Origin of the sequence: Candidatus Methanocrinis alkalitolerans (assembly GCF_029167205.1) — an archaeon.
Taxonomy (GTDB): domain Archaea; phylum Halobacteriota; class Methanosarcinia; order Methanotrichales; family Methanotrichaceae; genus Methanocrinis; species Methanocrinis alkalitolerans.
Map to the genome: position 1 here is coordinate 104263 of NZ_JARFPL010000001.1, position 24036 is coordinate 128298.

Annotated in this window: 25 protein-coding genes; 10 read left to right on the forward strand and 15 right to left on the reverse strand. The window is 58.7% G+C overall.

Annotation, left to right across the window (positions count from 1 at the left end; all coding sequences use genetic code 11):
- The first annotated feature begins 246 nt into the window (after window positions 1-246).
- Window positions 247-3777 carry a PAS domain S-box protein gene (locus tag P0O24_RS00525; protein WP_316967781.1) on the forward strand — a complete coding sequence of 1177 codons (3531 nt, stop codon included), beginning with the start codon at window positions 247-249 and terminating at the stop codon, window positions 3775-3777.
- Window positions 3778-3886: 109 nt separating this feature from the next.
- Here the strand turns inward: P0O24_RS00525 and P0O24_RS00530 are convergent, their stop codons facing one another.
- Both P0O24_RS00530 and P0O24_RS00535 read right to left on the reverse strand, forming a co-directional pair.
- Window positions 3887-5071, reverse strand: a complete 1185-nt coding sequence (locus tag P0O24_RS00530; RefSeq protein ID WP_316967782.1) for an MFS transporter — start codon at window positions 5069-5071, stop codon at window positions 3887-3889.
- Window positions 5072-5178: 107 nt separating this feature from the next.
- Window positions 5179-5724 (reverse strand): GbsR/MarR family transcriptional regulator, encoded by a 546-nt coding sequence (locus P0O24_RS00535; RefSeq protein ID WP_316967783.1) that lies wholly within the window; start codon window positions 5722-5724, stop codon window positions 5179-5181.
- 91 nt (window positions 5725-5815) lie between these two features.
- Between P0O24_RS00535 and P0O24_RS00540 the strand changes: the two genes are divergently transcribed.
- The 5 genes from P0O24_RS00540 (at window position 5816) to P0O24_RS00560 (ending at window position 13191) form a co-directional block, all read left to right on the forward strand.
- The gene (locus tag P0O24_RS00540; RefSeq protein ID WP_316967784.1) at window positions 5816-8149 is read left to right on the forward strand and encodes an RND family transporter; all 2334 of its coding nucleotides are present in this window, start codon (window positions 5816-5818) and stop codon (window positions 8147-8149) included.
- Entirely contained in the window at window positions 8146-9201 is a 1056-nt protein-coding gene (locus tag P0O24_RS00545) for a COG1361 S-layer family protein (RefSeq protein WP_316967785.1), read from the forward strand. The genes P0O24_RS00540 and P0O24_RS00545 overlap by 4 nt, the downstream gene beginning before the upstream one ends.
- Before the next feature lie 359 nt (window positions 9202-9560).
- Window positions 9561-11846 (forward strand): C25 family cysteine peptidase, encoded by a 2286-nt coding sequence (locus tag P0O24_RS00550; protein WP_316967786.1) that lies wholly within the window; start codon window positions 9561-9563, stop codon window positions 11844-11846.
- A gap of 96 nt (window positions 11847-11942) precedes the next feature.
- Window positions 11943-12932: a metal-dependent hydrolase gene (locus P0O24_RS00555; RefSeq protein ID WP_316967787.1), complete on the forward strand. Its 990-nt coding sequence runs from the start codon at window positions 11943-11945 to the stop codon at window positions 12930-12932.
- A gap of 52 nt (window positions 12933-12984) precedes the next feature.
- Window positions 12985-13191 (forward strand): DUF378 domain-containing protein, encoded by a 207-nt coding sequence (locus tag P0O24_RS00560; protein ID WP_316967788.1) that lies wholly within the window; start codon window positions 12985-12987, stop codon window positions 13189-13191.
- Between the two features lie 170 nt (window positions 13192-13361).
- On the opposite strand, the gene P0O24_RS00565 is transcribed toward P0O24_RS00560, so the two are convergent.
- The 6 genes from P0O24_RS00565 to P0O24_RS00590 all read right to left on the reverse strand — a co-directional run bounded on the left by P0O24_RS00565 (window position 13362) and on the right by P0O24_RS00590 (window position 16678).
- On the reverse strand, window positions 13362-14153 hold the full coding sequence (locus P0O24_RS00565) for a heparan-alpha-glucosaminide N-acetyltransferase (RefSeq protein ID WP_316967789.1): 792 nt from the start codon (window positions 14151-14153) through the stop codon (window positions 13362-13364).
- A gap of 50 nt (window positions 14154-14203) precedes the next feature.
- Window positions 14204-14656: a COG4315 family predicted lipoprotein gene (locus P0O24_RS00570; protein ID WP_316967790.1), complete on the reverse strand. Its 453-nt coding sequence runs from the start codon at window positions 14654-14656 to the stop codon at window positions 14204-14206.
- Between the two features lie 86 nt (window positions 14657-14742).
- Window positions 14743-15153, reverse strand: coding sequence for a COG4315 family predicted lipoprotein (locus P0O24_RS00575; protein ID WP_316967791.1), 411 nt, complete (start codon window positions 15151-15153; stop codon window positions 14743-14745).
- A 108-nt stretch (window positions 15154-15261) separates the two neighbouring features.
- Complete coding sequence (gene tsaA / locus P0O24_RS00580) at window positions 15262-15717, reverse strand: tRNA (N6-threonylcarbamoyladenosine(37)-N6)-methyltransferase TrmO (RefSeq protein WP_316967792.1); 456 nt, start codon at window positions 15715-15717, stop codon at window positions 15262-15264.
- 316 nt (window positions 15718-16033) lie between these two features.
- Window positions 16034-16465: a hypothetical protein gene (locus P0O24_RS00585; RefSeq protein ID WP_316967793.1), complete on the reverse strand. Its 432-nt coding sequence runs from the start codon at window positions 16463-16465 to the stop codon at window positions 16034-16036.
- Window positions 16466-16471: 6 nt separating this feature from the next.
- The gene (locus P0O24_RS00590; RefSeq protein WP_316967808.1) at window positions 16472-16678 is read right to left on the reverse strand and encodes a DUF2116 family Zn-ribbon domain-containing protein; all 207 of its coding nucleotides are present in this window, start codon (window positions 16676-16678) and stop codon (window positions 16472-16474) included.
- Window positions 16679-16795: 117 nt separating this feature from the next.
- Here P0O24_RS00590 and P0O24_RS00595 point away from each other — a divergent pair, with 117 nt between their 5' ends.
- Together P0O24_RS00595 and P0O24_RS00600 are read left to right on the forward strand one after the other, a co-directional pair.
- Window positions 16796-18562 (forward strand): right-handed parallel beta-helix repeat-containing protein, encoded by a 1767-nt coding sequence (locus tag P0O24_RS00595; protein WP_316967794.1) that lies wholly within the window; start codon window positions 16796-16798, stop codon window positions 18560-18562.
- 41 nt (window positions 18563-18603) lie between these two features.
- Window positions 18604-18780 carry a preprotein translocase subunit Sec61beta gene (locus P0O24_RS00600; RefSeq protein ID WP_316967795.1) on the forward strand — a complete coding sequence of 59 codons (177 nt, stop codon included), beginning with the start codon at window positions 18604-18606 and terminating at the stop codon, window positions 18778-18780.
- A gap of 199 nt (window positions 18781-18979) precedes the next feature.
- Here the strand turns inward: P0O24_RS00600 and P0O24_RS00605 are convergent, their stop codons facing one another.
- Window positions 18980-19855: an Mrp/NBP35 family ATP-binding protein gene (locus tag P0O24_RS00605; protein ID WP_316967796.1), complete on the reverse strand. Its 876-nt coding sequence runs from the start codon at window positions 19853-19855 to the stop codon at window positions 18980-18982.
- Between the two features lie 151 nt (window positions 19856-20006).
- Complete coding sequence (locus tag P0O24_RS00610) at window positions 20007-20939, reverse strand: radical SAM protein (RefSeq protein WP_316967797.1); 933 nt, start codon at window positions 20937-20939, stop codon at window positions 20007-20009.
- A 373-nt stretch (window positions 20940-21312) separates the two neighbouring features.
- Here P0O24_RS00610 and P0O24_RS00615 point away from each other — a divergent pair, with 373 nt between their 5' ends.
- The gene (locus tag P0O24_RS00615) at window positions 21313-21540 is read left to right on the forward strand and encodes a type II toxin-antitoxin system MqsA family antitoxin (RefSeq protein ID WP_316967798.1); all 228 of its coding nucleotides are present in this window, start codon (window positions 21313-21315) and stop codon (window positions 21538-21540) included.
- Between the two features lie 72 nt (window positions 21541-21612).
- On the opposite strand, the gene P0O24_RS00620 is transcribed toward P0O24_RS00615, so the two are convergent.
- The 4 genes from P0O24_RS00620 to P0O24_RS00635 form a co-directional block, all read right to left on the reverse strand.
- Window positions 21613-22110: a type II toxin-antitoxin system VapC family toxin gene (locus P0O24_RS00620; protein ID WP_316967799.1), complete on the reverse strand. Its 498-nt coding sequence runs from the start codon at window positions 22108-22110 to the stop codon at window positions 21613-21615.
- Window positions 22110-22292 (reverse strand): antitoxin family protein, encoded by a 183-nt coding sequence (locus P0O24_RS00625; protein ID WP_394356629.1) that lies wholly within the window; start codon window positions 22290-22292, stop codon window positions 22110-22112. Before P0O24_RS00625 ends, P0O24_RS00620 begins: the two co-directional genes overlap by 1 nt.
- Before the next feature lie 130 nt (window positions 22293-22422).
- Window positions 22423-22713 (reverse strand): nucleotidyltransferase family protein, encoded by a 291-nt coding sequence (locus P0O24_RS00630; RefSeq protein WP_316967800.1) that lies wholly within the window; start codon window positions 22711-22713, stop codon window positions 22423-22425.
- Between the two features lie 210 nt (window positions 22714-22923).
- Window positions 22924-23103, reverse strand: coding sequence for a hypothetical protein (locus P0O24_RS00635; protein WP_316967801.1), 180 nt, complete (start codon window positions 23101-23103; stop codon window positions 22924-22926).
- A gap of 34 nt (window positions 23104-23137) precedes the next feature.
- Here P0O24_RS00635 and P0O24_RS00640 point away from each other — a divergent pair, with 34 nt between their 5' ends.
- Entirely contained in the window at window positions 23138-23335 is a 198-nt protein-coding gene (locus P0O24_RS00640) for a hypothetical protein (RefSeq protein ID WP_316967802.1), read from the forward strand.
- 219 nt (window positions 23336-23554) lie between these two features.
- Here P0O24_RS00640 and P0O24_RS00645 read toward each other — a convergent pair.
- Window positions 23555-24036: IS1634 family transposase (locus P0O24_RS00645; RefSeq protein ID WP_316967803.1), on the reverse strand; the 482-nt coding region annotated here is incomplete at its 5' end.

Below are 24036 nucleotides of genomic sequence, written 5' to 3' on the forward strand. Positions count from 1 at the left end.
AGACGGGACCTGCCCGAACTTCCGATTCGAGGAGCCTGGCATCTGTTGCGGTGAGGATCTGATGCTAAATCGTTATATCCATCTTCTTCCAAGTTGACTCGATATCCCGGAAATAACTGGACCGTTCGATGGACCAGAAGCCTTGCGCCGTAGGTGAAAGCCCTTTAGATCGAAGGATCGCCATCTCAAACCGTATATGGGTATCGACCAAGAAAAGTTGTGACCTTCCGAGGAGTTGTCGACGATATGAGCCATGCAATTCTGGATGAAGAGATCGATAGAGCGGAAAGGCGGATAAGAGCCCTCCTCGGAGACGAATGCCTCTCAAGAGAAGAGCTGGCCGGAGGCCTCGAAGAGATCTCCTCGGCCCTGACGAGCCTCCGAAGATCCCTGGAAGACCGCAAGAGAAGGGACGACGAGCTCGTTCGGACGAACGAGGCTCTCAAAGGGTCGATGGAGAGGTATCGATCTCTGGTGGAGAACGTCGACGGGGTGATCTACGTCGTCGAGCCTCAGGGAAGGATCGCCTATGTCAGCTCCGCCGTCGAGAGGATATTGGGGTACTCTCCTGGGGAGATCCTCGGCGAGGACGTCTATCGATTCGTTCATCAGGAGGACGCAGACCTCCTGGAAGAGAGGTTGAAGGCCGCCTTCCGTGGCGGATCGACCGTCTCGGAGCTGAGGTTCATAGACAAAAGTGGGGCCGTCCGATGGGCTAGGACCTACGGGAGGACGATCGACGAGGGGGGGCTAGTCGGACTCCACGGGATCCTGGTGGATATAACCGAACCAAAGGAGGTCGAAGAGGCGCTCAAGGAGAGCGAGGAGCGGCTGAAGCTGGCCATCGAGGGGGCAGATCTCGCCGTATGGAACTGGGATCTCATGACCGACGAGGTTGTGGGCAACCACCGATACGCCGAGATGATCGGGCTTGGTCCCGTCGAAGAGAGCACCGGTGAGCACTGGAAGAGGTCGATCCATCCTGAAGACCTCCCAGAGGTGCAGAAGGTCCTCGGGGATATCGTCGGGGGAAAGACGCCCCTTCTGGATCTGGACTACAGGACCATCTCCTGCGGCGCCGTCAAATGGGTCCACGATCGCGGTCTAGTGGTGAAGAGGGACGAAGAAGGCAGGCCCACCAATTTGGCGGGTGTGATGCAGGATATCACCTGGCGAAAAGAGATGGAAGAAGCGATCTTTGAAGGTTCGCAGAAGCGGATAGAGCTGGAGCGGATCGTCAGCCGAAGTCCTGCCATCGCCTTCGTCCAGCGCGTTCCTCTCGGAGGCCCCGTCGAGTTCGTATCAGAAAACGTCATCCAATTAGGATACACCCCCGATGACTTTTATTCCGGAGCCGCTTCGTTTGTTGGCAGCTTAGTCCATCCCGACGATATGGAGCTGGTGGTCTGCGAATTGAAACGGCAGATCGAGGACGGATCCGACAGCTTCTATCAGGAGTTCAGAGTTCTTGACTCGTCTGGCGAGGTCCGATGGCTTGCCAGCAACATCTGGATCAGCCGGGATGATGACGGCTCCGTGACCCATGTTGAGGGAATAGCTCTCGACATAACTGAAAGGAAAGAGATGGAGATGGCCCTCGTCGAGAGCGAACGGAGGTTTCGAGAGATGGCAGACACCCTCCCCCAGCCGATATTCGAATGTGACCTTCAGGGGAAAGTGACCTTCGCCAACCAGACCGCCTTCGACCTCTTCGGATACGACCGTGGCGACCTGGAAGAGGGGGTCAACATCTTTGCTGTATTCGCCTATGAAGACCGGGAGAACATGATGGAGAACTTCCGGAGAAGTCTTCACGAGGATCGGGTCTTCGCATATGAGTACACGGGGCTGAAGAAGGAGGGGTCCACCTTCCATCTGATAGTCTACTCCCGGCCCATCATCCGGGATGGGAGGCCCGTCGGCCTCAGGGGGACGATCTTAGACATCACCGAACGCAAGAGGGTGGAGGAGAACATCAAGAAGCTGGCGGACTTAAGCGAAACGCTGGTGGAGATCGCAAGCCCCATGATCTGCGTCGTCGATAGGAAGAAGAGGATCTTCCTCTGGAACCGGGCGGCCGAAGAGGTGACCGGATACTCCACCCAGGAGGTTTTGGGGGACGAGGAGATCTGGACGATCCTCCTTCCCGATCCCCTGGAGAGGTCGGACTTCCTCGCCTCCCTCGATGAGATCGAGACGGGCATGACCATAGAGAGCCATAGATCAAAAATTTTGGCCAAATCCGGGGCCGAGAGGACGATCACCTGGAGCGGCATAACCCTAAATGACAGCGACGGCCAGAGGATCGGGACCGTCATCACCGGCCAGGACATGACGGAATACGCCAGGATGGAAGAGGATATCCGCTATGAACGGGAGTTCTCCAGGGGGATAATCGAGGGCGCTGACCTCTTCATCGTCGGCCTCGATCCCCGGGGGAGGATCACCCTCTTCAACCGGGGGGCTGAGAAGGTGACGGGCCACCATGCAAAAGATGTGATGGGGACCAACTTCTTCGACTGCTTCGTCTCAAAGGCCGATAGAGAGCCCTTCGAGGTCCACGTTTCTTCCATCTTCGAGGGGAGGGCTGCGGGGCAGATGGAGGCGGCGGTCATCAGCCGGTCCGGCGACGATATGACGATCCGCTGGGGTTGGAGCGCGGTCCGGAGCAAGACCGGCGAGATCGAGAGGGTGATCGCCTTCGGCCACGACATATCTTACGATCGGTGGCTGGAAGAGCAGATGCTCCTCTTCATGGATGCCATCGAGTCCTCCAACGACGGGATCGCCATCTTCGACAAGACAGACCATCTCCTCTTCGCAAACCCTGCTCTCCTGGATATGTTCGGGTTTGAGCTCGAGGAGGCCCGGGGAAGGATCTACAAGGACTTCATCCTAGAATTCGGGGACGAGATCCCGTCGGAGGATGGTGAGAGAGGCGAAAGGGTCCGGATGATCTGCGTTCGAAAGGACGGGTCCACCTTCCCCGCATCCATCAGCTTCGCTCCCGTCACCAGCAAAGACGGAGGGCTGATCGCCACCATAGCTGTGGCCAGAGACATATCCCAGACGATCGAGTATGAAGAGAGGCTCAAGACCCTAAACCGGGAGCTTGAGAGCTTCGCCTACACAATATCTCACGATCTGAGAGCGCCCCTCCGGGGGATACAGGGGTTCGCCCTGGCCCTCCAGGAGGACTACGGCGATGGGCTTCCCGACGTCGGCAAAAGGTACCTGGAGAGGATCGGGAAGATCGCGGCCAACATGGATCGGCTGATCCTGGACCTCTTGGACTATTCCCGGATAGGGAGGGTGGTATACCTGCCAGAGAAGGTCGATACGAAAAGGCTGATCGAGGAAGCCTATGAGGACGCGAAATGGATGGGAGGAGGAAAGCCCGTCGATCTCCGATTGGTGGGGGATTTTCCCATCATCAGCTGCGATAGGTCCCGGGCAAAGCAGATCTTTTCTAACCTTCTGGAAAACAGCCTGAAATATTCAAAAGATCATATTGAGATCGAGGTGGGATGCACCGAAAGAGACGGCGAGTACGAGTTCTGGGTCAGGGACAACGGCATCGGCTTCGAGATGATCTACCGGGATAAGATATTCGACCCCTTCACCCGCCTGGAGAGGTCCGGGGAGGGGTCGGGGATAGGCCTCGCCACCGTCAAGAAGATCGTCGAGACCTGGGGCGGGGAGGTCTGGGCGGAGTCCGTCCCAGGCGAGGGGTCGGTCTTCAGGTTCACCATCCCCAAAGAGGAGCCTGTGGCTTGACGGTCCCTGCTTTTGTTGTGGTTAGAGGATGTTGATGGTGGCAGTGGGTGGCGATGACGATGATGACGATTATAATGGGGGTGACGACAGGAATGGTGGCGGCCCTCTTCTATGAGGACGGTCCCTGGGCCGCCACCGACCCCAGAGCTCTCATCGTTGAGATGTAAATGGCGATGGTGGCACCGATGCCCCCGACCCCACCCAGGATGAAGACGGCATCGATGGTGGAGAGGTCCATAACGAGCCCTCCCAGGAGGGGCGCCGCAATCATCCCGAGGCTCATGGCGGTGTTGTAGGCGCCCATGGAGGTCCCCATCCCTATCTTCTTTCCCAGCTTCACCGTCAGGGCCATCAGGGCAGGCATCATGCAGGCGCTTCCCAGGCCGTTGACGGAGGCGACGAGGAAGAGGTCCCAGAAGCTCGCGGCGGCTGGTATCAGGGCGAGGCTGGCGGCGGAGACGACGGATCCTCCGAGGATCATGACATCGGCCCTCCCCCTGTCTGCCATCCTCCCCAGGGGCACCTGGAATATCGCCATCATGAATATGGATACGGTGAGGATCAGCCCCACCTGGCCGGGGACTACGGAGATATCTGGGGCGAAGAGGGGCATGAAGACGAGAAGGAGCCCCCGGACCATGGCGTTGAGGGCGGTGAAGGCGAGGACCGCCGGGACCGCGGGATGGCCCAGGACCCCTCTATAGGATATCCTCTCGCCCTTCCCTCTGGAGGATCGGCCGCCGGTCTCCGGGAGGAAGACGACGACCACCAGAAAAGCCAGGGCCGAGAGGGCGGCCATGGCGTAAAAGGCCGAGGAGAATCCGAAGGCGTCGTTCAGCACCCCCCCCAGGAGGGGGCCCGAGCCTAGGCCCAGGAAGAAGGAGACCTGAAACTTCGCCATCAGCGTCCCCTCCTCCCCCTTCCGGGAGAGGTCGCCGATGTAGGCCATGGCGATGGGGACGACCATCGCCGAGGCGATCCCGTGGAGGAACCTGACGGCGGTGAGGGAGTATACGCTGCCGGCGGTGACGTATCCGAGGGAGAGGGCGGCGTAGGCGAATAGCCCCAAGACTATGAACTTCTTCCTCCCCGACTCGTCGGAGAGCCTCCCGACGATGGGCATGAATATCGCCCTGGCGGCCGCAAACCCTGAGAAGATGATCCCGATCCAAAGGCCGCTAGCCCCCAGGTTCTCGGCGTATATGGGGAGGAGGGGCCCGACTATGCCGAGGCCGAGCATCGCGGCGAAGACCGATATGAAGAGGACTTCAAAGATCCGATGATCTACTTTCATGAGGTTCTATCCTGAAGGCCGGGGCTTGCATTCCGCCTATGTAAAGCCAGGGCTGCAGGACCGATCCCCATCAGAACCGACTCCCCTTATCGATCCCTCGTCCCGGATCACTTCACTCCCTTCCTCCGCCCTTCGACCTCCCGTCCGAGGATCTCCGTCAGATCCTGGAAGGAGAACTGATCCAGGAGATCGGCGAACCTCTGACCCCCGATGCAGTCGTCTCTGATCGACTCAAGCCGCCCTCTGAGCCTCTCCGCCTCTTCCCCTCCTCCGGCCGCCTCCAGGTTCTCCATCGCCTCCCCGGCTCCGGCGGCGAGGATCTGCATGATCTCCCTGAAGATCTCGTTGTGGACCTTCCTGCCCTCGTCTATGCTTATTATGGTGGAGTAGTAGAGCCTCTTGTCCCCGGGCCTGCGGGCCCGTCGGACTATCCCCATCCTCTCCAGCTGGGCCATGTTGGTGCTGACGGTGGACTTGCTGTAGCCCGTCACCTCCGCCAGATCGTCGAGGGAGAGGGGGGTGTCTGCCGTCATCAGATATCCCCTGATGGCCCCGGCAGCGTCGCTGTACCCCAGCATCTTCGCAACCCTTATGCTGGCGTCGACCATGCAGCCTCTCGCCGCCTCGTCGGGTCGAGCGTCTTGCCGATTCATCGATGATGGCTCCGCCATAAGCTTTAAGTACATTTCGTATCCTCCGAAAGCTCCGAAGATTCGGAATCTTCCAATATCGTGTAAAGAATTTATGAAGGTGCTGATCACGAGCAACGGAGAGCGGCTGGGCAGGTGGATCGAGGGCAATCCCATCGTCATCCTGATGGTGGCGGCGCTTCTGACGGTGGGATCGATCCACTACGCCCAGACGATCACCATGGAGACGGAGACGGAGACCTTCGTCGACCCGGACTCCAGGCTGTACGTGGAGTTCTCCCACCTATACAACGATCGGTTCGGGACCCAGTCCATCGTCGTCCTGGTGGAGGGGGACGCGGCGACGAGTCCTGGGTCCCTGAAGGCGATGGAAAGGCTGACCCGCCAGATGGAGGCGGTGGATCACGTCCTGGGGACGGTCAGCATCGCCGAGATGGTGATGGAGGTGGAGGCCGATGCTACGGGCGTTCGGAGGGTCCCCGACAGCCAGGAGAGGATCGACGAGATCCTGGAGGTTCTGGAGAGGACGAACCCCGCGGCCCTCAACGCCATCCTCCCTGACCGGAGGCATACCATAATTCCCATCGATCTTCCGACTTACATCCCTCAGGAAAGCCTCAAGGCGGTCCTGCCGGAGGCCCGCTCGGCGGTGGCGATGGCGGAGTTTCCTGCGGGGGCCGATACGATAGTCACCGGCGAGATCGCCCTCGGCGACGAGATAGAGCGGGAGATGAACACCTCCATGGGGACCCTTCTCATGATCTCCGGCCTTCTGATGGTGGTGGCCCTCTTCCTCGTCTTCAGGCATGTCAGCCTCCCCCTGCTGCCGCTGCCCGTAGTATTTCTGGGGATAATCTGGACTTTCGGGATGATGGGACTTCTCCAGGTCCCTCTGACGATGGTCTCCATGGCGGCCTTTCCGATCCTCATCGGCCTTGGGATCGATTACGCCATCCAGTTCCAGAACAGGATCGAAGAGGAGTTCCAGCGGGGCGGATCCGTCGCCATGGCGGCTATAGAGACGGTGGCCCACACCGCTCCGGCCGTCTTCATCGCCCTGATCATCACTGGGGCGGGTTTCTTCTCCCTCTTCTCGTCGTCGGTCCCCATGGTGAGGGACTTCGGCCTCCTGTGCCTCGTCGGCATCATCATGTGCTACATCTCCTCTCTCTTCGTGGGGGTTACCATAATACACCAGATGGAGAGGGGGCGAAACGACAGAAACGTCAGATGCGGCCTTGAAAGGAGGGGAAAAAAATCTCCGATAGCCCCTCTGATCGTAAGGTACGTGACCTTCATCCTCTGCAGGTGGAGGATATTTCTGGCGACAGCCCTCGTCCTCGCCTTGGTCGGCCTTTATGCTGATACTATGGTCCCCATAGAGACGGACATGAACGAGTTCATACCCCAGGACCTCCCGCCCCTCAGCCAGTTCCGCCACCTCAACGACATATTCGGCGGCGAAGACCAGCTGAACATCATCGTCCAGGGGGATGTCATCGACCCATCGACCCTGATCTGGATGGATGAGTTCGGCGACTACGTAGCGAGATCGAGGGAGAAGGTCTACGGGGCCACTAGCCTCGCCTCCCTCGTCAAAAGCTACAACGGAGGGTCGATCCCCCAGGATCGGTCTGAGGTGGCGGCCATCCTGGACCGAGTCCCCGACCATCTCAAATACCAGTACATCGACGGCCACGACACCGCCCAGATCATCCTGGAGATAGGCGACGCCTTCGAAAGCCTCGGCCAGGTGGGGATCGAGCGGCTCACAAACGAGATCGACAAGGATCTCTTATGGTTCGAACACCCCCCAGGGATCTCCGTCACCCAGACAGGAGAGATGGCGGTGATGAATTCCGTCATAGGCGCCCTCACCACCGGGAGGATGAGGATGACCTTCATCGGTCTAGTCCTGATATTCTTCATACTCCTGGTCATCTACAGAGACCTGGTTAAGGCGGTCCTGCCGGTGCTTCCGATGTTCATCGTCATCGGCTGGATGGGCGGAGTGATGTACGTATCCGGGATGATGTACAACCCCATGACCGCCACCCTGGGGGCTCTGATCCTGGGGGTGGGGTCGGAGTACGGCATTCTGACGATGGAGCGGTTCTATGAGGAGAAGGAGAAGACAGAGGACGTCATGGAGGCGCTCTTGACCGCCACGGGGTCTATCGGGGCTGCGATAGTCGCCTCGGGGCTCACCACCATCTTCGGCTTCTCCGCCCTCATAGCCTCCCCCTTCCCCATGACCAGCAGCTTCGGAACGATAACCGTCCTCTCGGTCATATTCGCCCTCTTCGCAACCTTCACCGTATTTCCGGTGCTTCTTATAAGGTTCGAGTACTGGAGGAGACATGAGGCGACGGTGAAGGTCAGAGCCTCAAACCTGCTATTAATGCCCTTCAGGAGGTTGAAGGATTGATAAAGATCGTCAATTTCGTCCATGTAACGGCGTTCCTGTTCATCGCCCTGGCCCTCGTCGGCTCGGCTCCCGCCGGCGCCTCTGATAACTACATACCCTCGGTCTCCCTGGAGAACTACTGGACCGTCTCCGGATCGCCCCAGCTCGACGCGTCCCTCGCCGGGACGAGGGAGTTCGACCGGGGCGGGACCGTCACCCTCCACGTCGACCTCGCCAACTATGGCAGGATCATGGGCTTCAAGGCCGACAAGAAGGCGGACTCGAGGATGGACCAGATGCTGGCGGACCGGGAGCTCGACTACGAATGGGAGAGGACGACGGCTCTGGGGATAACCGGGACCCTCAGGTCCGGAAACGATATGATCGAGGTGAAGTCCGGCGACCAGGTGATCGAGGCGCTCCGGGCGGGCGAGAGGTCGAGAGATTCGATGAATTTCGCCATCAAGATATCCAGCCGCACTCCGGCGGGCGAGTATCCTCTCTTCCTCGACCTATCCTACGACTACCAGTACAACGTCGAGGTGGACGCCGACAGCCTCGACGCCGAAGGTCGCCTCCGGGGGTTTCGGACAGCGTACTGGTACCAGAGGGCCAACGAGACCGTCACCATCCCCGTGAAGGTCAAGAAGGAGGCGTACTTCGAGATCGCTGAAGTCGAGGCAGACCTCCGGGCTGGCGAGAAGTCTGGGATCATCGAGGTGACATTCAGGAACACCGGCGAGGAGGTGGCCGAGGACGCGATAGCGAGGCTATCCGTCTTCAAGCCCTTCTCCTCCACCGACGATCAGGCCTACATAGGAACCCTCCTCCCTGGCGAGGTGAGGGCCGTCAGGTTCAAGATCGACGTCGACTCCGACGCGACGGAGAAGCCCTACAGCATCAACAGCGAGATCAAGTATACAGACATCAGGGGTGGGACGGTCATCTCCGAGAGCATGAAGATCCCGGTGAATGTGGGAGGTGCCAAGAGGTCTTACGCCCTTCCCGTCGTCGCTGCCTTGATCATCCTCGCGGCCGTCGGGGCTTACATCCACAGGAGGAGGCGGGGCTGAGATGACCCCTCTTCCAGCCGATCCCGCCCCTTTCTGATCCGTCATCTCCGTGCGTTCCCTTCCGGCCCTTCACCAGGACCCTCCTCCCTTCGGCCGGGACCGGTCCTCTCCGCCGCCTTCCCGCAGAGCCTTCTTGCCAGCGGCCTTTCGAGGCGTGGGAAATTGTTAAATAGTTTTTCAAGAGAATATGCATTTAAGCAATGAAGAGGGGACCGTATAACTCTTTGATCGAAAGGGCGGATCGGCTTTCGATGGAGGTGAGCTGGATATGAAATATCCGGATCATCCAAGGACGCTAATTCTGGTGGGTGTCAGCGCTGAAGCTCGATCTCTGCGGTCCTGAAGTATGAGGGAGAATTATGAAAAAAATTATTTCAGTGGCTCTGATCTGCCTTCTGAGCCTCTCTTTGGGTTCGACGATCTTTCCATCTGCCTTGGCTGCGGCAGATTCCGCCAGCACCGGCAAGGTCGTGATGCAGTACCTTCTTGACGATCCGACTATAGAGCGGGGCGTGGAGACGCTGACGACCCCCGATGGATCTATTGAGATCCGCGACTCGGTGACGATTCCTGGGCTGTACGATAGGATCGTCCCCGGAGAGCCGACGGTCCCCGTCAGGACCGCCAGGATACTGATACCGTACGGCGAGGAGGTCCAGGAGATAAAGGTCGTCCCCGGAAACGAGAGGTACATCGGCAGGCTCTCGATAAGCCCCGGCCGGGAGGCGGTACCCCTGGGCTTCACCAGCAACTGTACCGATTGCCGTCCACAGGAAAACTGGACCTCTCCAGACCCCTCCTTCCTCGACGAGTCGATATACGAATCGATGAGTCCCTATCCGGAGGCGGCATACTCGGTCCTGGGGGTCCAGAAGAAGCACGGATACAGCATCCTTTTCATAAACCTCTACCCCATCAGCTACATCCCCAAGACCGGTGAAGCTTACAGCTTCGGGGCCTTCGACGTCGAGGTTAAAACCGGCCCGGCCGAGACCCTCGATATGGGCCGTTTCAGAGGGCTTGCCCAGGACCGGCAGGAGGTAGAGATGATGGTGGACAACCCGGAGAAGGCGACCACCTATCCGTCGGACCTGGTTTCGACGGGCAGATCGCTCCTCCTGGACGGGAAATACGAATACGTCATCATAACGAACCAGTACCTCAAGGAGGCGCCAGGCCCATATAACTTCCAGGCCCTCATCGAGAAGAAGGAGGCGAGAGGGGTCAACGCTACGATAGTCACCGTGGAGGATATATACGCCAACTATAGGCGGTCCGCCCACCAGGATGAGCCGGAGATCATTCGCGACTTCATCAAAGACGCCTACGACAACAACGAGCTGAGATACGTCCTCCTGGGCGGCGACGGCGATGGGGCGAGGATCGGCGGAGAGACCTGGGACGCCATCGTCCCCGCGAGGCTCCTTTATGCCTGGGCTTATGAGCCTGATCCGCATTCCTGCGGTCTTCCGGCAGATAGGATAGGGATAGCATCCGACCTCTATTACGCCTGTCTCGATGGAGACTTCAAGAACGCCACCGGCGTCTACGGCGGTTCCGGCGTGAATTTGATGGCCGACGTCTACGTAGGGAGGGCTCCTGTGGATAACTACGTCGAGCTGTCGAACTTCGTTCGAAAGACGATAGCCTATGAGTCCACCCCATCCAACGACCGCTACCTTAAGGGGATATGGATGGTGGGCGAGTACCTGGAGCCGATGGTATATCCCAAGGCCAGCGAGGGCGATGCCGAAGGGCAGCCTCCTGAGACGGTGGACTGGTGGTGGGGAGGAGATTTCAAAGACAGGATAAAGGAGTTATTCCCCGAGGCGTTTTACGTCCACACCCTCTATGACAGAGACCACCCCGGAGACGAATGCAACTGCAACCAGCACGACTGGAACAGGGCGCATCTGATAGAGGAGATAAACGGCAACTACATCCACGCCATAAACCACATCGGGACTTCCAACTTCTGCGACATCGTCGCTTACGTCATGAAGATGGGATACAACCACGCCGACGCCCTCACCAACGAGAAGTACTTCCTCGGGTACTCCCAGGCCGGTTACGCCGCGTCCTTCGACAACAGGGATCCTGCGGGGGTTTACCTCCCCCACGACTCCGTCCTTGAGCACTTCGTCACCTCTAAAGGTGGGGCTTTTGCCTTCATCGGAAACTCCAGATACGGCCTGATCAACCCTGGAAACATCGAAAACAGCCCGTCCCAGAAGTTCGATCGAGCCTTCTGGGAGGAGATGTTCAACGAAACCAGGTGGAACGCGTCCGGCGGGCCTGTCACCAACATCGGCCTCATAAACCAGCTCTCTAAGGAGAAGTTCATTGGGGTTGTGGAGGGCGGAGAACACAACATGAGGTACTCCTACTATAGCATCAACCTCCTGGGCTGCCCCGAGACGCCCTTCATAATACCCTCCGGCGTCACCCTGGATACGGCGGCCGAGACGGTTGAGGCACCTGTCGCCGTCGTCCCCGGCCCCTCGGCTCCCTCCGGCGGAGATATGGTGGGACCGTTCGATTCTAGCCCAGAGATCCCCGACCTCTTCGGAGAAGAGATGAGGTTTGATTGGAGCTTTGAGTTTCCGCCCATGGTGTTGGAGTTCGCAGATCCCCTGAAGATCTAGAGCCCATGGGTGATCGGAGGTTAGTGGGGCTCATCGCCCCACTCCGCCTTTTTGCGATCGGCATAAAGCCCCAGACCGGATCTCAAAGGAGGTGTCATGGACCTTTTCACCCACATCGCCATACCGTACCTCGCAGGAAGGAGCTTCAAGAGGAGCGGCGAGGAGACTGCAGCCCTCGTCCTGGGGGGTTTGGCCTTGGACCTGGACTTCCTCCTTTTGCCGATGAACTGGATCCTCCCCAACTTCTTTCTTCTCGTCCACCGGGGGATCACCCACAGCCTCTTCTTCGGGTTCTTCGCCGCCCTCCTCGTCCTGCGCATCTTCACTTCCTGGCAGGTCAGGTCCTGGACATCGGAACGGTCCGGGGTCGATCTGCGGTTCTCGAGCCGGACGGTCCTCTTCGCCTCCGTTGGGGTCCTCATCCACCTCGCCCTCGACACCCTCACCACCCGGGGCGTCCCCCTCCTCTACCCCATCGACCCCGCCAGGTGGTCCCTTGAGATATTCTTCTACTCCGAGGCCCCTCTCCTCCTGGCGAGCCTCGGGGTCATCGTCCTCTTTATAAAGAGGCCAAATTCCGTCGACCCTCGCAAGGCGCTCCTCATCCTTCTCCTCCTCATCGTCCTGACGGGGGGCGTGAGGCTGGCGGAGAGGGACCGGGCTGTAGAGGCCGCAGGCGCGGAAGCCGTCGCCTTTCCCGCCCCCGGCCTCTTCAGCTGGACCGTCCTCGTCGAGGATGGAGGGCAGGTGAGGGTCTACGGCAGCGGTGGACCTACCGGAGGTCTTGAGCTTCTGGAGAGCTTCAATAGGCTCGAAGGACCTCTCCGGGAAGGGCTCACCGAAGCCGTCGGTCTCGCCGAAGCCCTCCCTCAGGTGAGGACATTCCGGTGGAGGAGCTACGACGTCATCGTCTCCGCCGCCTTTAGAGACGGCGGATGGGATCTGACTTACAGGGACCCGGTGATGACAGCCCGGATGGTTGGCGCGCCGAAGGCCACCAGGGGCTTCTTCTCAGCCCTCGTCTCCCTGGATGTGAGGGTCGAAGGAGGGGCGGCGGAGGTGAGGGGCGGCAGGTTTTGGATCTAAAAATCCAAAAAGTATATTAAATACTTAGACGAATTGTTGATGCGGAGGTGTTATGTTGCCAAAGCTGGCTCCAATAGACATGCTGGCCATAGTGCTGGTGATAATAGGTGGTCTCAACTGGGGGCTCTATGCCTTCGGTTTCAACCTGGTGAGCAGGCTCCTGGGATGGATGCCGATCCTGGAGACTGTGGTCTACGTCGTCGTGGCCTTGGCCGCGATATATCTCGCAGTCTTGACCCCCAAGCTCTCCAAGCAGTGATGGGACCGTAGGCAGGAGGCGGTTTTCCGCCTCTATAGCCCCTTTTTGATCGACTATATCAAAATCCTCTTTTCACAGTCCTTCCTCTCCCCGTTATTCTCTCCGTTCTTCCCCCCTTTTCCTCTCTTATCCACGAACTTTCGACTTCGACTTCGACTTCGACCTCGTCCTCAGGCAATGTTGAGAGTTATCCTCCCAGCGAGATCGATTACGCCGAGGATCTTCATCGATATTATGAGGACCGGCTGGTGGAGGAGGTAGATCGCCAGAGAGTTTCTCCCAAGAATAGTGAGCTCTCTTGCCGGGGTACGAAAGGAGAGATCCGGGAGGTTAAACCTCCTCTCGCCGTCGGGGTAGAGGAACCCTCCGAGGGATATCCCCAGGAGGACGACCCCAAACCAGGGGAGGAGGGGGAAGTAGTCGAGGGAATAAAAACCGCTGGGGGTGAGGCCGATCCAGAGGAGCCATGGGGTCTCAACGGAGAGCTGGCGGAGGAAGATCCCTGCGGATACCGCCGCCGATCCCCCGAGGAGGGCTCTGAGGGGTCGTCTTTCGAAGGGTGGGGAGAGGATTATGGAGGCTCCGATGAGGTGGAGGACGCCGAAGAGGATGTACCCTTCTTCGAGGAGGAGGATGGTCGAAACGGTGATGACCACCCCCCAGGAGAAGATGACCCCCCCCCGGCGGATATGCCGGGCGAAGCTCTCCTCGCCTCTGATCCTGGCCCTGGCGGAGCTGATGGTGAGGGAGATGCCGACGAGGAGGAGGAATATCGAGGCCGTCGCCAGGGCGAATGTCCGCCAGATTCCGGAGTGGACGTCGACGAGACCCGGTCCCGAGAAATAATCCAGATCATATAGGGCGTGAAAGCCGATCATCATAGTCACGGCGACGCCCCGGAGGAGGTCGAGCTCCCAGTACCGGAGAATGGGGACCTCTTCCAGATCTGCGGACCCTTTCATGAGGGATCGTTGGCGTTAAGCGTCGTCATATCCTGGTCTTCTTCTGATCTTCAGGGCATCATATCGGGGCCGGCCACAAACCATGTTTCGTACATCCCATGCCCTTTGATCTCCCCTGCTCTATAGTCGTTGGTGTAGTAGTATAGCGGCCATCCCTTGTATGTGATCTGGACCAGCCCATCTTCCCTGGTGATGGTGCTGAAGTCGAAGGAGCTGAGCCCCATCGGCAGTACGATCTGGCCGGTGTGGAAAGGCGGCCAGTAGACGGTGCAGGTATCCCCGCAGCTGCTCGTCCCGCTCCTGGGCGTGTCTTCGGCGAAATAGTAGAGCGCCATTCCGTCCTGATCCACCAGGTAGTCGCCGAGGCCTTCCTTCGAGGCGAGCTCGATGGTCTTCTCCGGGGCTGCCGCGCCGACGGTGACGAAGGCCAACGATGCCACCGTCAGGGCCAGAAAGATCGTGATCTTCAATATCATCCCCGTGATCCAGAATGCTGCCTTCAACGTTTAAAGGTTCCGAGAGGCTGAGAGGCCGACCCCAAAGGGACGACCAAAAAATGGGCGAGGGCCCTCCGTCAGGAGCGCAGGCCTCAGGGGCCGACGACGAACCAGACCCCTCCCACCCCCTGCCCTTTCACGTCGCCGGGGGCGAGATCCTCGACGTATCGGTAGAGGGGCCATCCCTTGTATGTGGTCTGGATGGCGCCGTCCTCCCGGACGAAGCCCTGGAAATCTATCCATTCAAGCCCCTCTGGGATGCTGATCTCGTCGGCGAAGAATACGGGCCAGCGCTCGGCGCAGGTGTCGTAGCAGGCGCTGGTCTCGCTTCCTGGATCGTCGTTTGCGAAGCGGTAGAGGGTCATCCCTTCGCCGTCGACGAGGAAGGTCCCGAGATCCTCGGTGTAGGCCAGCTTTATTGTGTATCCGTTCTCGTCTGCCTGATCCTCGGAGGCGATAGCGAAAGTGATGGTCGCCGATAACGCCAGCGTCAGCAGGGTCATTAATCTCAAATAATTCACCTCAGGCCTTAATTTGTTCCGCCCCGATATTAAGATTTTTCCCGGATGACGGCGACGATCCCGGCCCCCTCCTCCCCGGGGGGGCCGCCTTCAGCCGTCCTTTGGGGTGTAATGGGGGTCCTTCTCCATCTCCACTCCCCGTGGAGAGTCGAAGTGCTCCTCGTAGGGTTTGATGTCCAGGATGGGGCTGCCGTCCAGGGCGTCGAGGCCGGTGACGGTGATCTTCTCCTCCTGGACGTTCAACACCTCCACCACCGTAAGGCCGATGGGGTTTGGCCTTCTGGGGGTTCTGGTGGCAAAGAGCCCCCTCTTATCCATCGACTCGTCCCCCATGGGGTGGACCATCATCTCGTAGCCCAGGGCCCGGTGGATGTGGTAGATGACTATGATGTGGCGGAACTTCTCGATCCCCGTCAGGGCCTCTCTGTACTTCTCGTCGATCTCTAGGGTGGAGAGGGAGTTTCTCATGGTCTTGGGGTCCTCCGGCTCTCCGAAGTTGGAATGGACGACGCCTATGGGTGTAAACGTCACAGGTTCCCGGTTCATGCTGACGGATGAGATGTCGTCTTTAGATATCCCTTTTTCTCCGTCGGACGCGAAAAGATGGTCCAGATCCGTTGGGGGTGAGACGTCCGCGCCCCTGATCCGGGGGAGTATATATGCCCAAAAGATGGCCGAGACGTCGGCGACGGATGGACGGGCTGGGGTCCGGGATGTCCGGCTGCTGGCAGAGACTCCGCCCTTCTCCAGGAAGGGGTGGGTCACAGACCAGCGTCAGAGGAGCTCTTCGGGTTGGCCATCCAGCGATGAATCCCATTGGAATGATCAGTCGTTGATGAGGAGTTACAAAGCCATGGGGTTTTCAGGCCTCGGAGAAGACGCTGGGGGTCATAGACGCCCTGTAGAAGGTGCGGGATAGCTGCTCGGGGTAGACGACGGTGAGCTTGGGGACCTCTCCTCTCAAGTTCTTCGAGTCGTAGAGGTAGTATCCGCTCCTATATTCCCCCGCCCCCTTCGATACAATGACCGCCCGGTTTGTCTCGGTCTTCGTCACCGTGACGTTATCGAAATCTGAGAAGATGCTCAAGAGCTCCGGCTCGATGTGCTTCGTTCCCAGGGCGAGGACGTAGAGCTTGGCGAAGGGGTCGAGCCCGAACTTGACGTCGAATACGGCGTCGCCGTCGAGAAGAGACATCGTCACCTCCCGGATCGTGATGTAATCTCTTCCTCCCCCGGCGGTGGCCGGGGCGGCGAGGAAGAACGCGATCATAAGAACGACGGCCGCAATTCTCATATCCATTCAACCCTGGGGCGCTTTCAATATGGCGGGGACGATGAGCATCAGGATCAACAGGCCGATGAAGATCAAGAAGAAGAGGGTCTGGCGTCTCTGGGCGGATTTGTACTTAGACTCGCAGACCTCGTCGCAGAAGCTATCCATCTCCTCGATGGTTTTTCCGCAGACGATGCAGTGCTTGTGAGAATCCACTTTTGTCAACCCTATCACCAACTCCGGTTCTATGGGCTGGACCGTAGATAAGATTTTTGCACGGACCCCTGGCCTCACCCCTCCTGATGGAAAGACGTATTATGGATTGGAGGGCTCTTATGCCGAGGTGGACGTATGCTGAGACTGACGCTAGCGATCATCATCATTCTATCTGCCGGCTCCATCTTCGGAGCTGAAGCCAGGATGTACATAGTGGACCAAGACGGCTTCGCCCAGTACAGATCGATAGGCGGAGTCGTCGACGTCGCCAATGACGGAGATACGATCTACATCAAGCCCGGAATTTATAGAGAACATCTGGTCCTGGACAAGAGGCTGACTTTGATGCCTCTACGGGGGGAGGAGGGGGTCATAAACCTCGCCGGAGACGGGAACGATATAGGGATAGAGGTTTTGGCCGACGGCTGCAAGATCGAAGGGCTGACCGTCTCCGACTTTGCCGGACCCGGGATCTACGTCGAGTCCAAGGGCAACGAGATCAGAAATAACGTCCTGGTGAATAACGTTCACGGCATATTCCTCCGCGGCGCTTCGGAGAACCTCATCGAGAATAACCAGCAGGAGGGCGGCTACACCGGGATCGTCCTCCTCTCATCTCGGGATAATGCGATAAAGGGGAACGCGGCTAAAAGCTCCATCTTCGCGGGGGTCCTCCTCAACTCCTCGTCTGCGAATGCCATATCGGGGAGCAGGGCCGAAGGTTGCGGCCGTGGGATATACCTGATCACCGAGAGCCACGAGAACAGGTTGGAGAAGAACTCCGTGGTGGACTGCGGTTACGGCGTCATCCTTGAAGGCTCCTCCAGTGCCAATACGATCATCGGTTCCGACTTTGAGAACGCCACCAACGCCATAGCCTTAAACTTCGCCTCAAAGAACGTCGTCCGGGAAAATTCGATCTCATACTCCACGAACGGGATCGTCCTATTCTCTGCAACGGAAAACGACATCTTCGAAAACGATCTCTCGGAGCTTGACGCTGGGATCATGATCTCCGAAGGGTCGGGGGGAAACCTCCTCAGCAGAAACCGCTTTGAGAACCTCGCCACGGGGATCGTCGTCACCGACTCGCAGGCCAACGTCCTGGAGGGGAACGTCCTAGCCGCCGTCCGTTGGGGGCTTTACGTCGACGGCTCGGAAGAGGGGAGCTTCAACAACCAGATATCCGAATCTAACCAGATCGATGGAAAGCCGATCCTATACCTCTACCGCCGATCCGGCGAAGCGGTCAGCGGCCGGGAGTTCGGCCACGTCACCCTCGCCTTCTGCGAGGGCTGCACCGTCATGGAGAGCGCCGTCTCCAACGACGCCCTCTTTGTCCGGGGCTCCGTCGGCTGCAAGATCCTGGATAACGTCGTCTCTGGCGGCCTCGGGATGAGGATAGAGGATAGCGACGGAAACGAGATCGCAGGAAACGAGGTCTCGGATAACAGGTACAGCGGAATATTCCTGGTGGAGTCCCACGAAAACCTCATAGCAGAGAACACCCTATCTCGAAACAGCAGGAACGGCCTATTTCTCTTGGGGTCGGATTCGAACGTGGTCAGGATGAACGTCGCCGAGGCGAACGGGGACGTCGGGATGGGGCTGTTATCTTCCAACGGGACGGAGATCACGGGCAACTCCATCATCGGTAACGTCGTCGGCATCTCCATCCGGGGGTCGTCGGGGTCCATCGTCTACAGGAACAACCTGATAGATAACGAGGTCCAGGCGGAAGACGACGGCGGAAACCTCTGGGACTGGGGGGTCCTCAGGGGAGGAAACTATTGGTCAGACCATTCCTGCACCGGAAAACCCTGCCAGTCGGCTCCGAGGCCCATCGGGGATCTGGCGGCCGACTACTACCCCTTCGGGGAGAGGGACGGATGGGTGAGGTAGCCGAAACGTACTTGAAGGGGTCTATAGAATAGGAGGAGTTCATGGCGAAGAAGAAGAAGTCAGAGGGCAGCGGACTTATGTCCTCTGCCGGTCTCATGAGGTATTTCGACGCGGACGATACGGCGATAAAGCTGGATCCCAAGGCGGTCATCGCTTTCAGCGTGGCGGTGGGGGCCGGGATTATGGCGATGAACTTCTATTACGGCCTTTGGCCCTGAAGGGGCGATGGGCCGGTCTCATCTCCCGCCAGGGCCCTTTTATAGTCCCCCTTTTCCTGCTCCATTTCCAGCTCCCTTTCCAGCCCTCCTTTTATCGTCTCCCTTTCTCCGGCGGTCCTCTCCTGACGGCCGTTATCCGTCTCGATCTCTTGGCAGCCCTTCTCCGGCGGTCCTCTCGGATCCCCTTCCAGGACCCTCTTCAGCTCGCCTTCCGGCGCCTCTCCAGCTCCTGGAGGATCCTCTCTACGACCTTCTCGAAGCCGTCCCTCGCTGCGGTCTTCCTCTCGACGAAGGCGACGCCGTCGTCCCCCAGGGGGGCGACCTCCGGGTCGAGGGGTATAGCCCCCAGGAAGGGGACGTCCAGCTCTTTTGCAGCCCTCTCTCCACCGCCGGTCTTGAAGATCTCCAGGACCTCGCCGCAGTGGGGGCATACCAGGCCGCTCATGTTCTCGACGATCCCCAGGATGGGAACCTTCATCGACTTGGCCATGTTGACCGCTTTCCTGGAGTCGAGGAGGGCGACCTCCTGGGGTGTGGTGACGATGACGGCTCCGGATAGGTCCGGGAGGAGCTGGACGACGCTGAGGGGCTCGTCGCTCGTCCCCGGCGGCAGGTCGATGATGAGGTAGTCGAGGTCGCCCCAGGAGACGTCGGAGAGGAACTGTTTTATCGCAGCCATCTTCATCGGTCCCCGCCAGACGACGGCGGAGTCGGGGCCCGAGAGGGCGAAGGCCATGGATATCACCTTCACCCCCCTGGAGTCGACGGGCTCTATCCCTTCCGGGCCGGCCGAGAGCCTCGACGTCTCAACGCCCAAGAGCTTTGCAGTGCTGGGGCCGGTGATGTCGGCGTCCAGCACTCCCACCCGGTAGCCCCGGGCCTGGAGGGACCGGGCGAGGTTGACGGCGACGGTGCTCTTGCCGACGCCGCCCTTGCCGCTGGCGACCATGATCTTGTGCTTCACCCTTCCCATCCTGGCGGAGACGGCGGAGAGCTCATCGGCCATCTCCTTTCTCGGATCTGTGCAGCTTGCTTTTGTAGCGCAGGATTCGCAGTTTGTATCGCATTCTTCCATGGGAACACCATCTTATAAATTCGAGGATCGTAATGGTCATAGTTCTATGGCGACCTGGCGACAAGGCGACAGGTCGGCCGGACCGGTCTGCTCCGACCGAACCGGACCGGCTCCAATCGTCGAGACAGGACCGCCGCAGCCGGAGATGATCTCATCGATCCGGGGCCTGGAAGTAGAGGCCACCGCCGTGGTGGAGCCTCGATATCTTCCTCTCCGCCTCCAGGACCTCCAGATACTTCAATATCTCGTTTCGATGAAGGGAGGTGATGGCCGCCAGATCGTCGAGGGTGCAGGGCCGCCGGGAGAGGAGATCGAAGATCAGAGCCCTCGTCCCCTTCGAACCTTCCCTGGTCCAGTCGGCGATCACCTCGGCGCTGGAGAATACCTCCAGCATCCCCACCATCTCATCTGGTGAGAGGGGCTGGACCGGTTCCGCCGGAGGCCTCGCCACGGTGTTGAGCTGGACCCGATCGGCGCCGATCTCCTCGGCGGCCTCGGCGATGAGGGGGGCCTCGGAGTCGTTCATCCCCGAAACGAGCATCACCTCCAACCATATCTCGCCGGAAAACTCCTTCCGGAGGTGGACTAGCCCCTCGATGACCTTCTCGATGGACAGGTCGGGGTGGGGGCGGTTCACCCTTTGGAAAGTCGCGGCCGTCGCGGCGTCCAGGGAGGGGACGATCAGGTCCGCCTCCAGAACCTCCCGCCGGACCTCCTCGCGGAAGAAGAGGGTCCCGTTCGTCAGGAGGGCGACGGGTTTATCGATCACCTCCTTAGCCCCCCGGATGATCTCGTCGAGGCCCAGGTGGAGGAGGGGCTCCCCGGAGCCGGCGAGGGTGAGGTAGTCGAACTCCTCCTCTCTTCCCTCCTCGACCGCCTCCGCCCGGGACCTGATCTCCGCCAGCACCTCCGGGGTGGAGACGCGCCGCTCCCGGGAGAGGGTGAGGCAGGTCGTCGGCCCCAGCTGGCAGTAGACGCAGTCGAGGGTGCAGGTCTTGAACGGCAGGAGGTCGACCCCCAGGGAGAGGCCGAGCCTGCGGGATGGGACGGGGCCGAAGAGGTGGTTCATGATTCGCTTCCTCATTAGATATGAACTCAATTCAAAGGTTGAAGGGAAGATGTACTAATAGGTTGCGTCAAAAGAGCTTCAAACGGGGTTCTTGGAAAGCCCTATGAGATGTTCTTTCTGTTGTGCCCAGGGGTTTGATTCAAAATACTATCATCTTCGGGGTGCGAGCCTCCTCGCCCATCCCTTCAGAGCTGAACGGATCTGAGGGTGACCCTCGATGTGGTGCACCTCTCCTCTCTCACGATCCAGTCGTCCGACCGCCCGGCCCAGAACTGCGCCGGGCGGCGCATCCATCGAGAGGCCAGAAGAATAGATGAAATAGAACGATAGCTCAACAATAACTCAATACCGGGATCATCGGGACTTTGGATTTTCCGAGGAGGAGATCATGAGATGCCTCATCTGTAAAAGAGGCTCGACGGAGGCGGGGACGACGACCGTTACCCTGGAGCGGGACGGTCTGATCATGGTGATCACGGGGGTCCCCGCCCAGGTTTGCCGGAACTGCGGCGAGGCTCGCGTCGATGAAAAGGTAGCATCAGAGCTTCTGACCTCGGCGGAGGCGGCGGCGAAATCGGGGGCCAAAGTCGAGATCCGCGAGTACGTGACAGCCTAGGACTTTACAATTCAGACTAGGTGCGGGCGGAGCTCTCCTCCGACAGCATCTGCAAAATAGTGATGGTCGGGGTCAAGGTTTCCACAACTTAAGCCATTCGACCCTTTCAAAATCTGAATCATTAGAGGCCAGAGCGGTTATTTCCTCTTCCTGCATCGTCGCCAGGTGGATGGCATCGCTGGAGAGAAGGCCGTATCTTCTGGAAAAGTCCAGGGAAAGCCTCATGATCTCCACTCCCGCCCTCGCTATCTTAAGGTTCTCGATATCCAGGATCTTCTCGATGGCAGATGGAGCAGCGCTCAAATTCTTCACCTCCTCCGGTTTCTCCTTAAGGTACCTCACAGCCTGCCTTGGGTTCTGGTTCTGCTTCTCCACCACCTCAGCGACCATGACCCTGTGGAATACCTCCCCCAAGACGACAATCGACGAAACGGCAGAGAGTTTACCGGAATTGACATCCCTAAGGAGATTGCCGCAGGGCTCAGCATATCTCCAGTGGCCGAATATTACGTAAAGAAATATATTGGCATCTATGAAAATGTCGCTGCCTTCATCGATATCATCCGCCATCAGATCGGCTCCAGCTCTGGGCTTTCTACCACCTCGTCGAGCCAGTCCCTGCGGGAGATCTTGACGAGGCCGCCCAACCGGTCGACGGCATCTCTCCTGATCTCTATATCCACGACTTCCCCGTCTTTGAGGTCGAGCTTTTCTAGCGGTTTCAAGACCTTGTTCTCGTAGATCGCCTTCACGCCCATGGAGCCACCTATCAATAATTTGATCTTTCGAGCCTAAAAACCTGCTCGTCTAAAATGAGGTTATATTGCCAGCGGTGCCGCCGGCGCCGGTTCCCCTAGGGGGCCAGAAAGGGGGATCCCGAGATCAAAGGGGGACTGCCTCCTTCAAAACGCGGTCGCGAATCCGCTCCCTTAAGCCCCGTTCGCTCACCACGTCGACCTGGCGGCCAAGGAGCTCCTCCAGCTCCCGGGACATCGCCGAGCTTTTTATGAGGGTGAAGCCCGGCAGAGGCTCCACCAGGAGGTCGAGGTCGCTTCGGTCATCGGCCTCGCCCCGGGCGACGGAGCCGAATATCCGGATGTTTCGGACCCCGTATTTCTCGGCTATGGCGAGGATCTCCTCCCGCCGGGCCTTCAGGGTCTCCTCAAGCTTCATCGCCGACTTCCTATGTATCTGATTATATTTATACTTCCTGACGCCCACAGACCGAGTCTATTCCGTGCAAAGGAGCTCTGACGACCTACCTTTCCCTTCATATCGATCCCGTCGTCCGACCGCCCGGCGGCGCAGCGCCGGGCGGCGCATGCCACCCGCGAGGCCCCCGGAAGACCCCCCCTCCGCCACCGGCCCCAGGACAGAAAGATATCAAGAGAGGCTCCCCTCGACGATCGCGACCGCCTCCAGGACCTCGTCGAACCGGCCGGCTGCGCAGAGGCCCGCCAGCTCCTCCGCCAGGCGGCGGCGGTCGGCCTCGGGGGTGGAAAAGGAGATGCTGCGGATGAGAAACAGAGGGCTCTTAAGTCGCGTTTTTTTTAATTGCTCCAAAAGTTATTTACCATTTCCGCGCCTTTCCATCTTCATGATGGCCGGTGATGGAGTGAAGGAGAAAAGACACCCCCAAAACTCCCAAAGCTCGAAACCTCGATCCGTGGACGATCTCACCTGCGAGGAGGAGGTCAGGGGGATTATGAAGCTGGCAGAGGCTTCGCTGGCCGAGTTTCTCGAAGATGAGCCGGACATCTATACGTTGAAAGACTTGAAGGTCAAATATAAATGATCGAAGTGAACTCCTGAAGGGGCGCGATTTTGAGGGGCCAGGTCCAGAAGGGTAAGATCGTTCTCGTTCCGTTTCCCTTCACTGACATGACGGAGACGAAGATAAGGCCCGCTCTGGTTCTTCATGTTGGAAAGAGGGACGCCACTGTGGCGTTCATATCTTCAAAGGTCCCCAATTTTGCCGGTGAGACCGAGGTCATTATAAACCCGGCTTTCCGCATCAACCCTCCAATCCGTAGTATTTTTCACAATCCTTTCCCAACAATCGAATAATCCTAACAAGATTATCATTCAGATTCGCTATCTTCAGATGCGTTTCACCATTAATCCAAACTGTAACTTCCGCCACTCCCATGAACAGAAAAGCTATCCACTTGAACGTTGGTTTTTGGGTTTGCTTCTTTAGCTGGTTAGGTACGGTCTCTCCCGTCTCTCGCATCCGTTTTCTTATCAGCCACTCCGCGATAGAATATATCATGAGCGTCAGGACCATTATCATGGCAAGAGCTTCAATCCGCTCTTCCTTCTTGAGATAGACCTCGGCCACGCGGAAGCTCTTATCTTTGAGGAATCTGAACCCTCTTTCAACCTCTTGCTGCCCTTTATAGTAGCTTAGAATGGTATCAGGATCTATATTCAGGTCATTTGAGGCTAAAATGAACCTTCCAAGCTTTGATTTCTCTTTTAATACCTTATCATAAT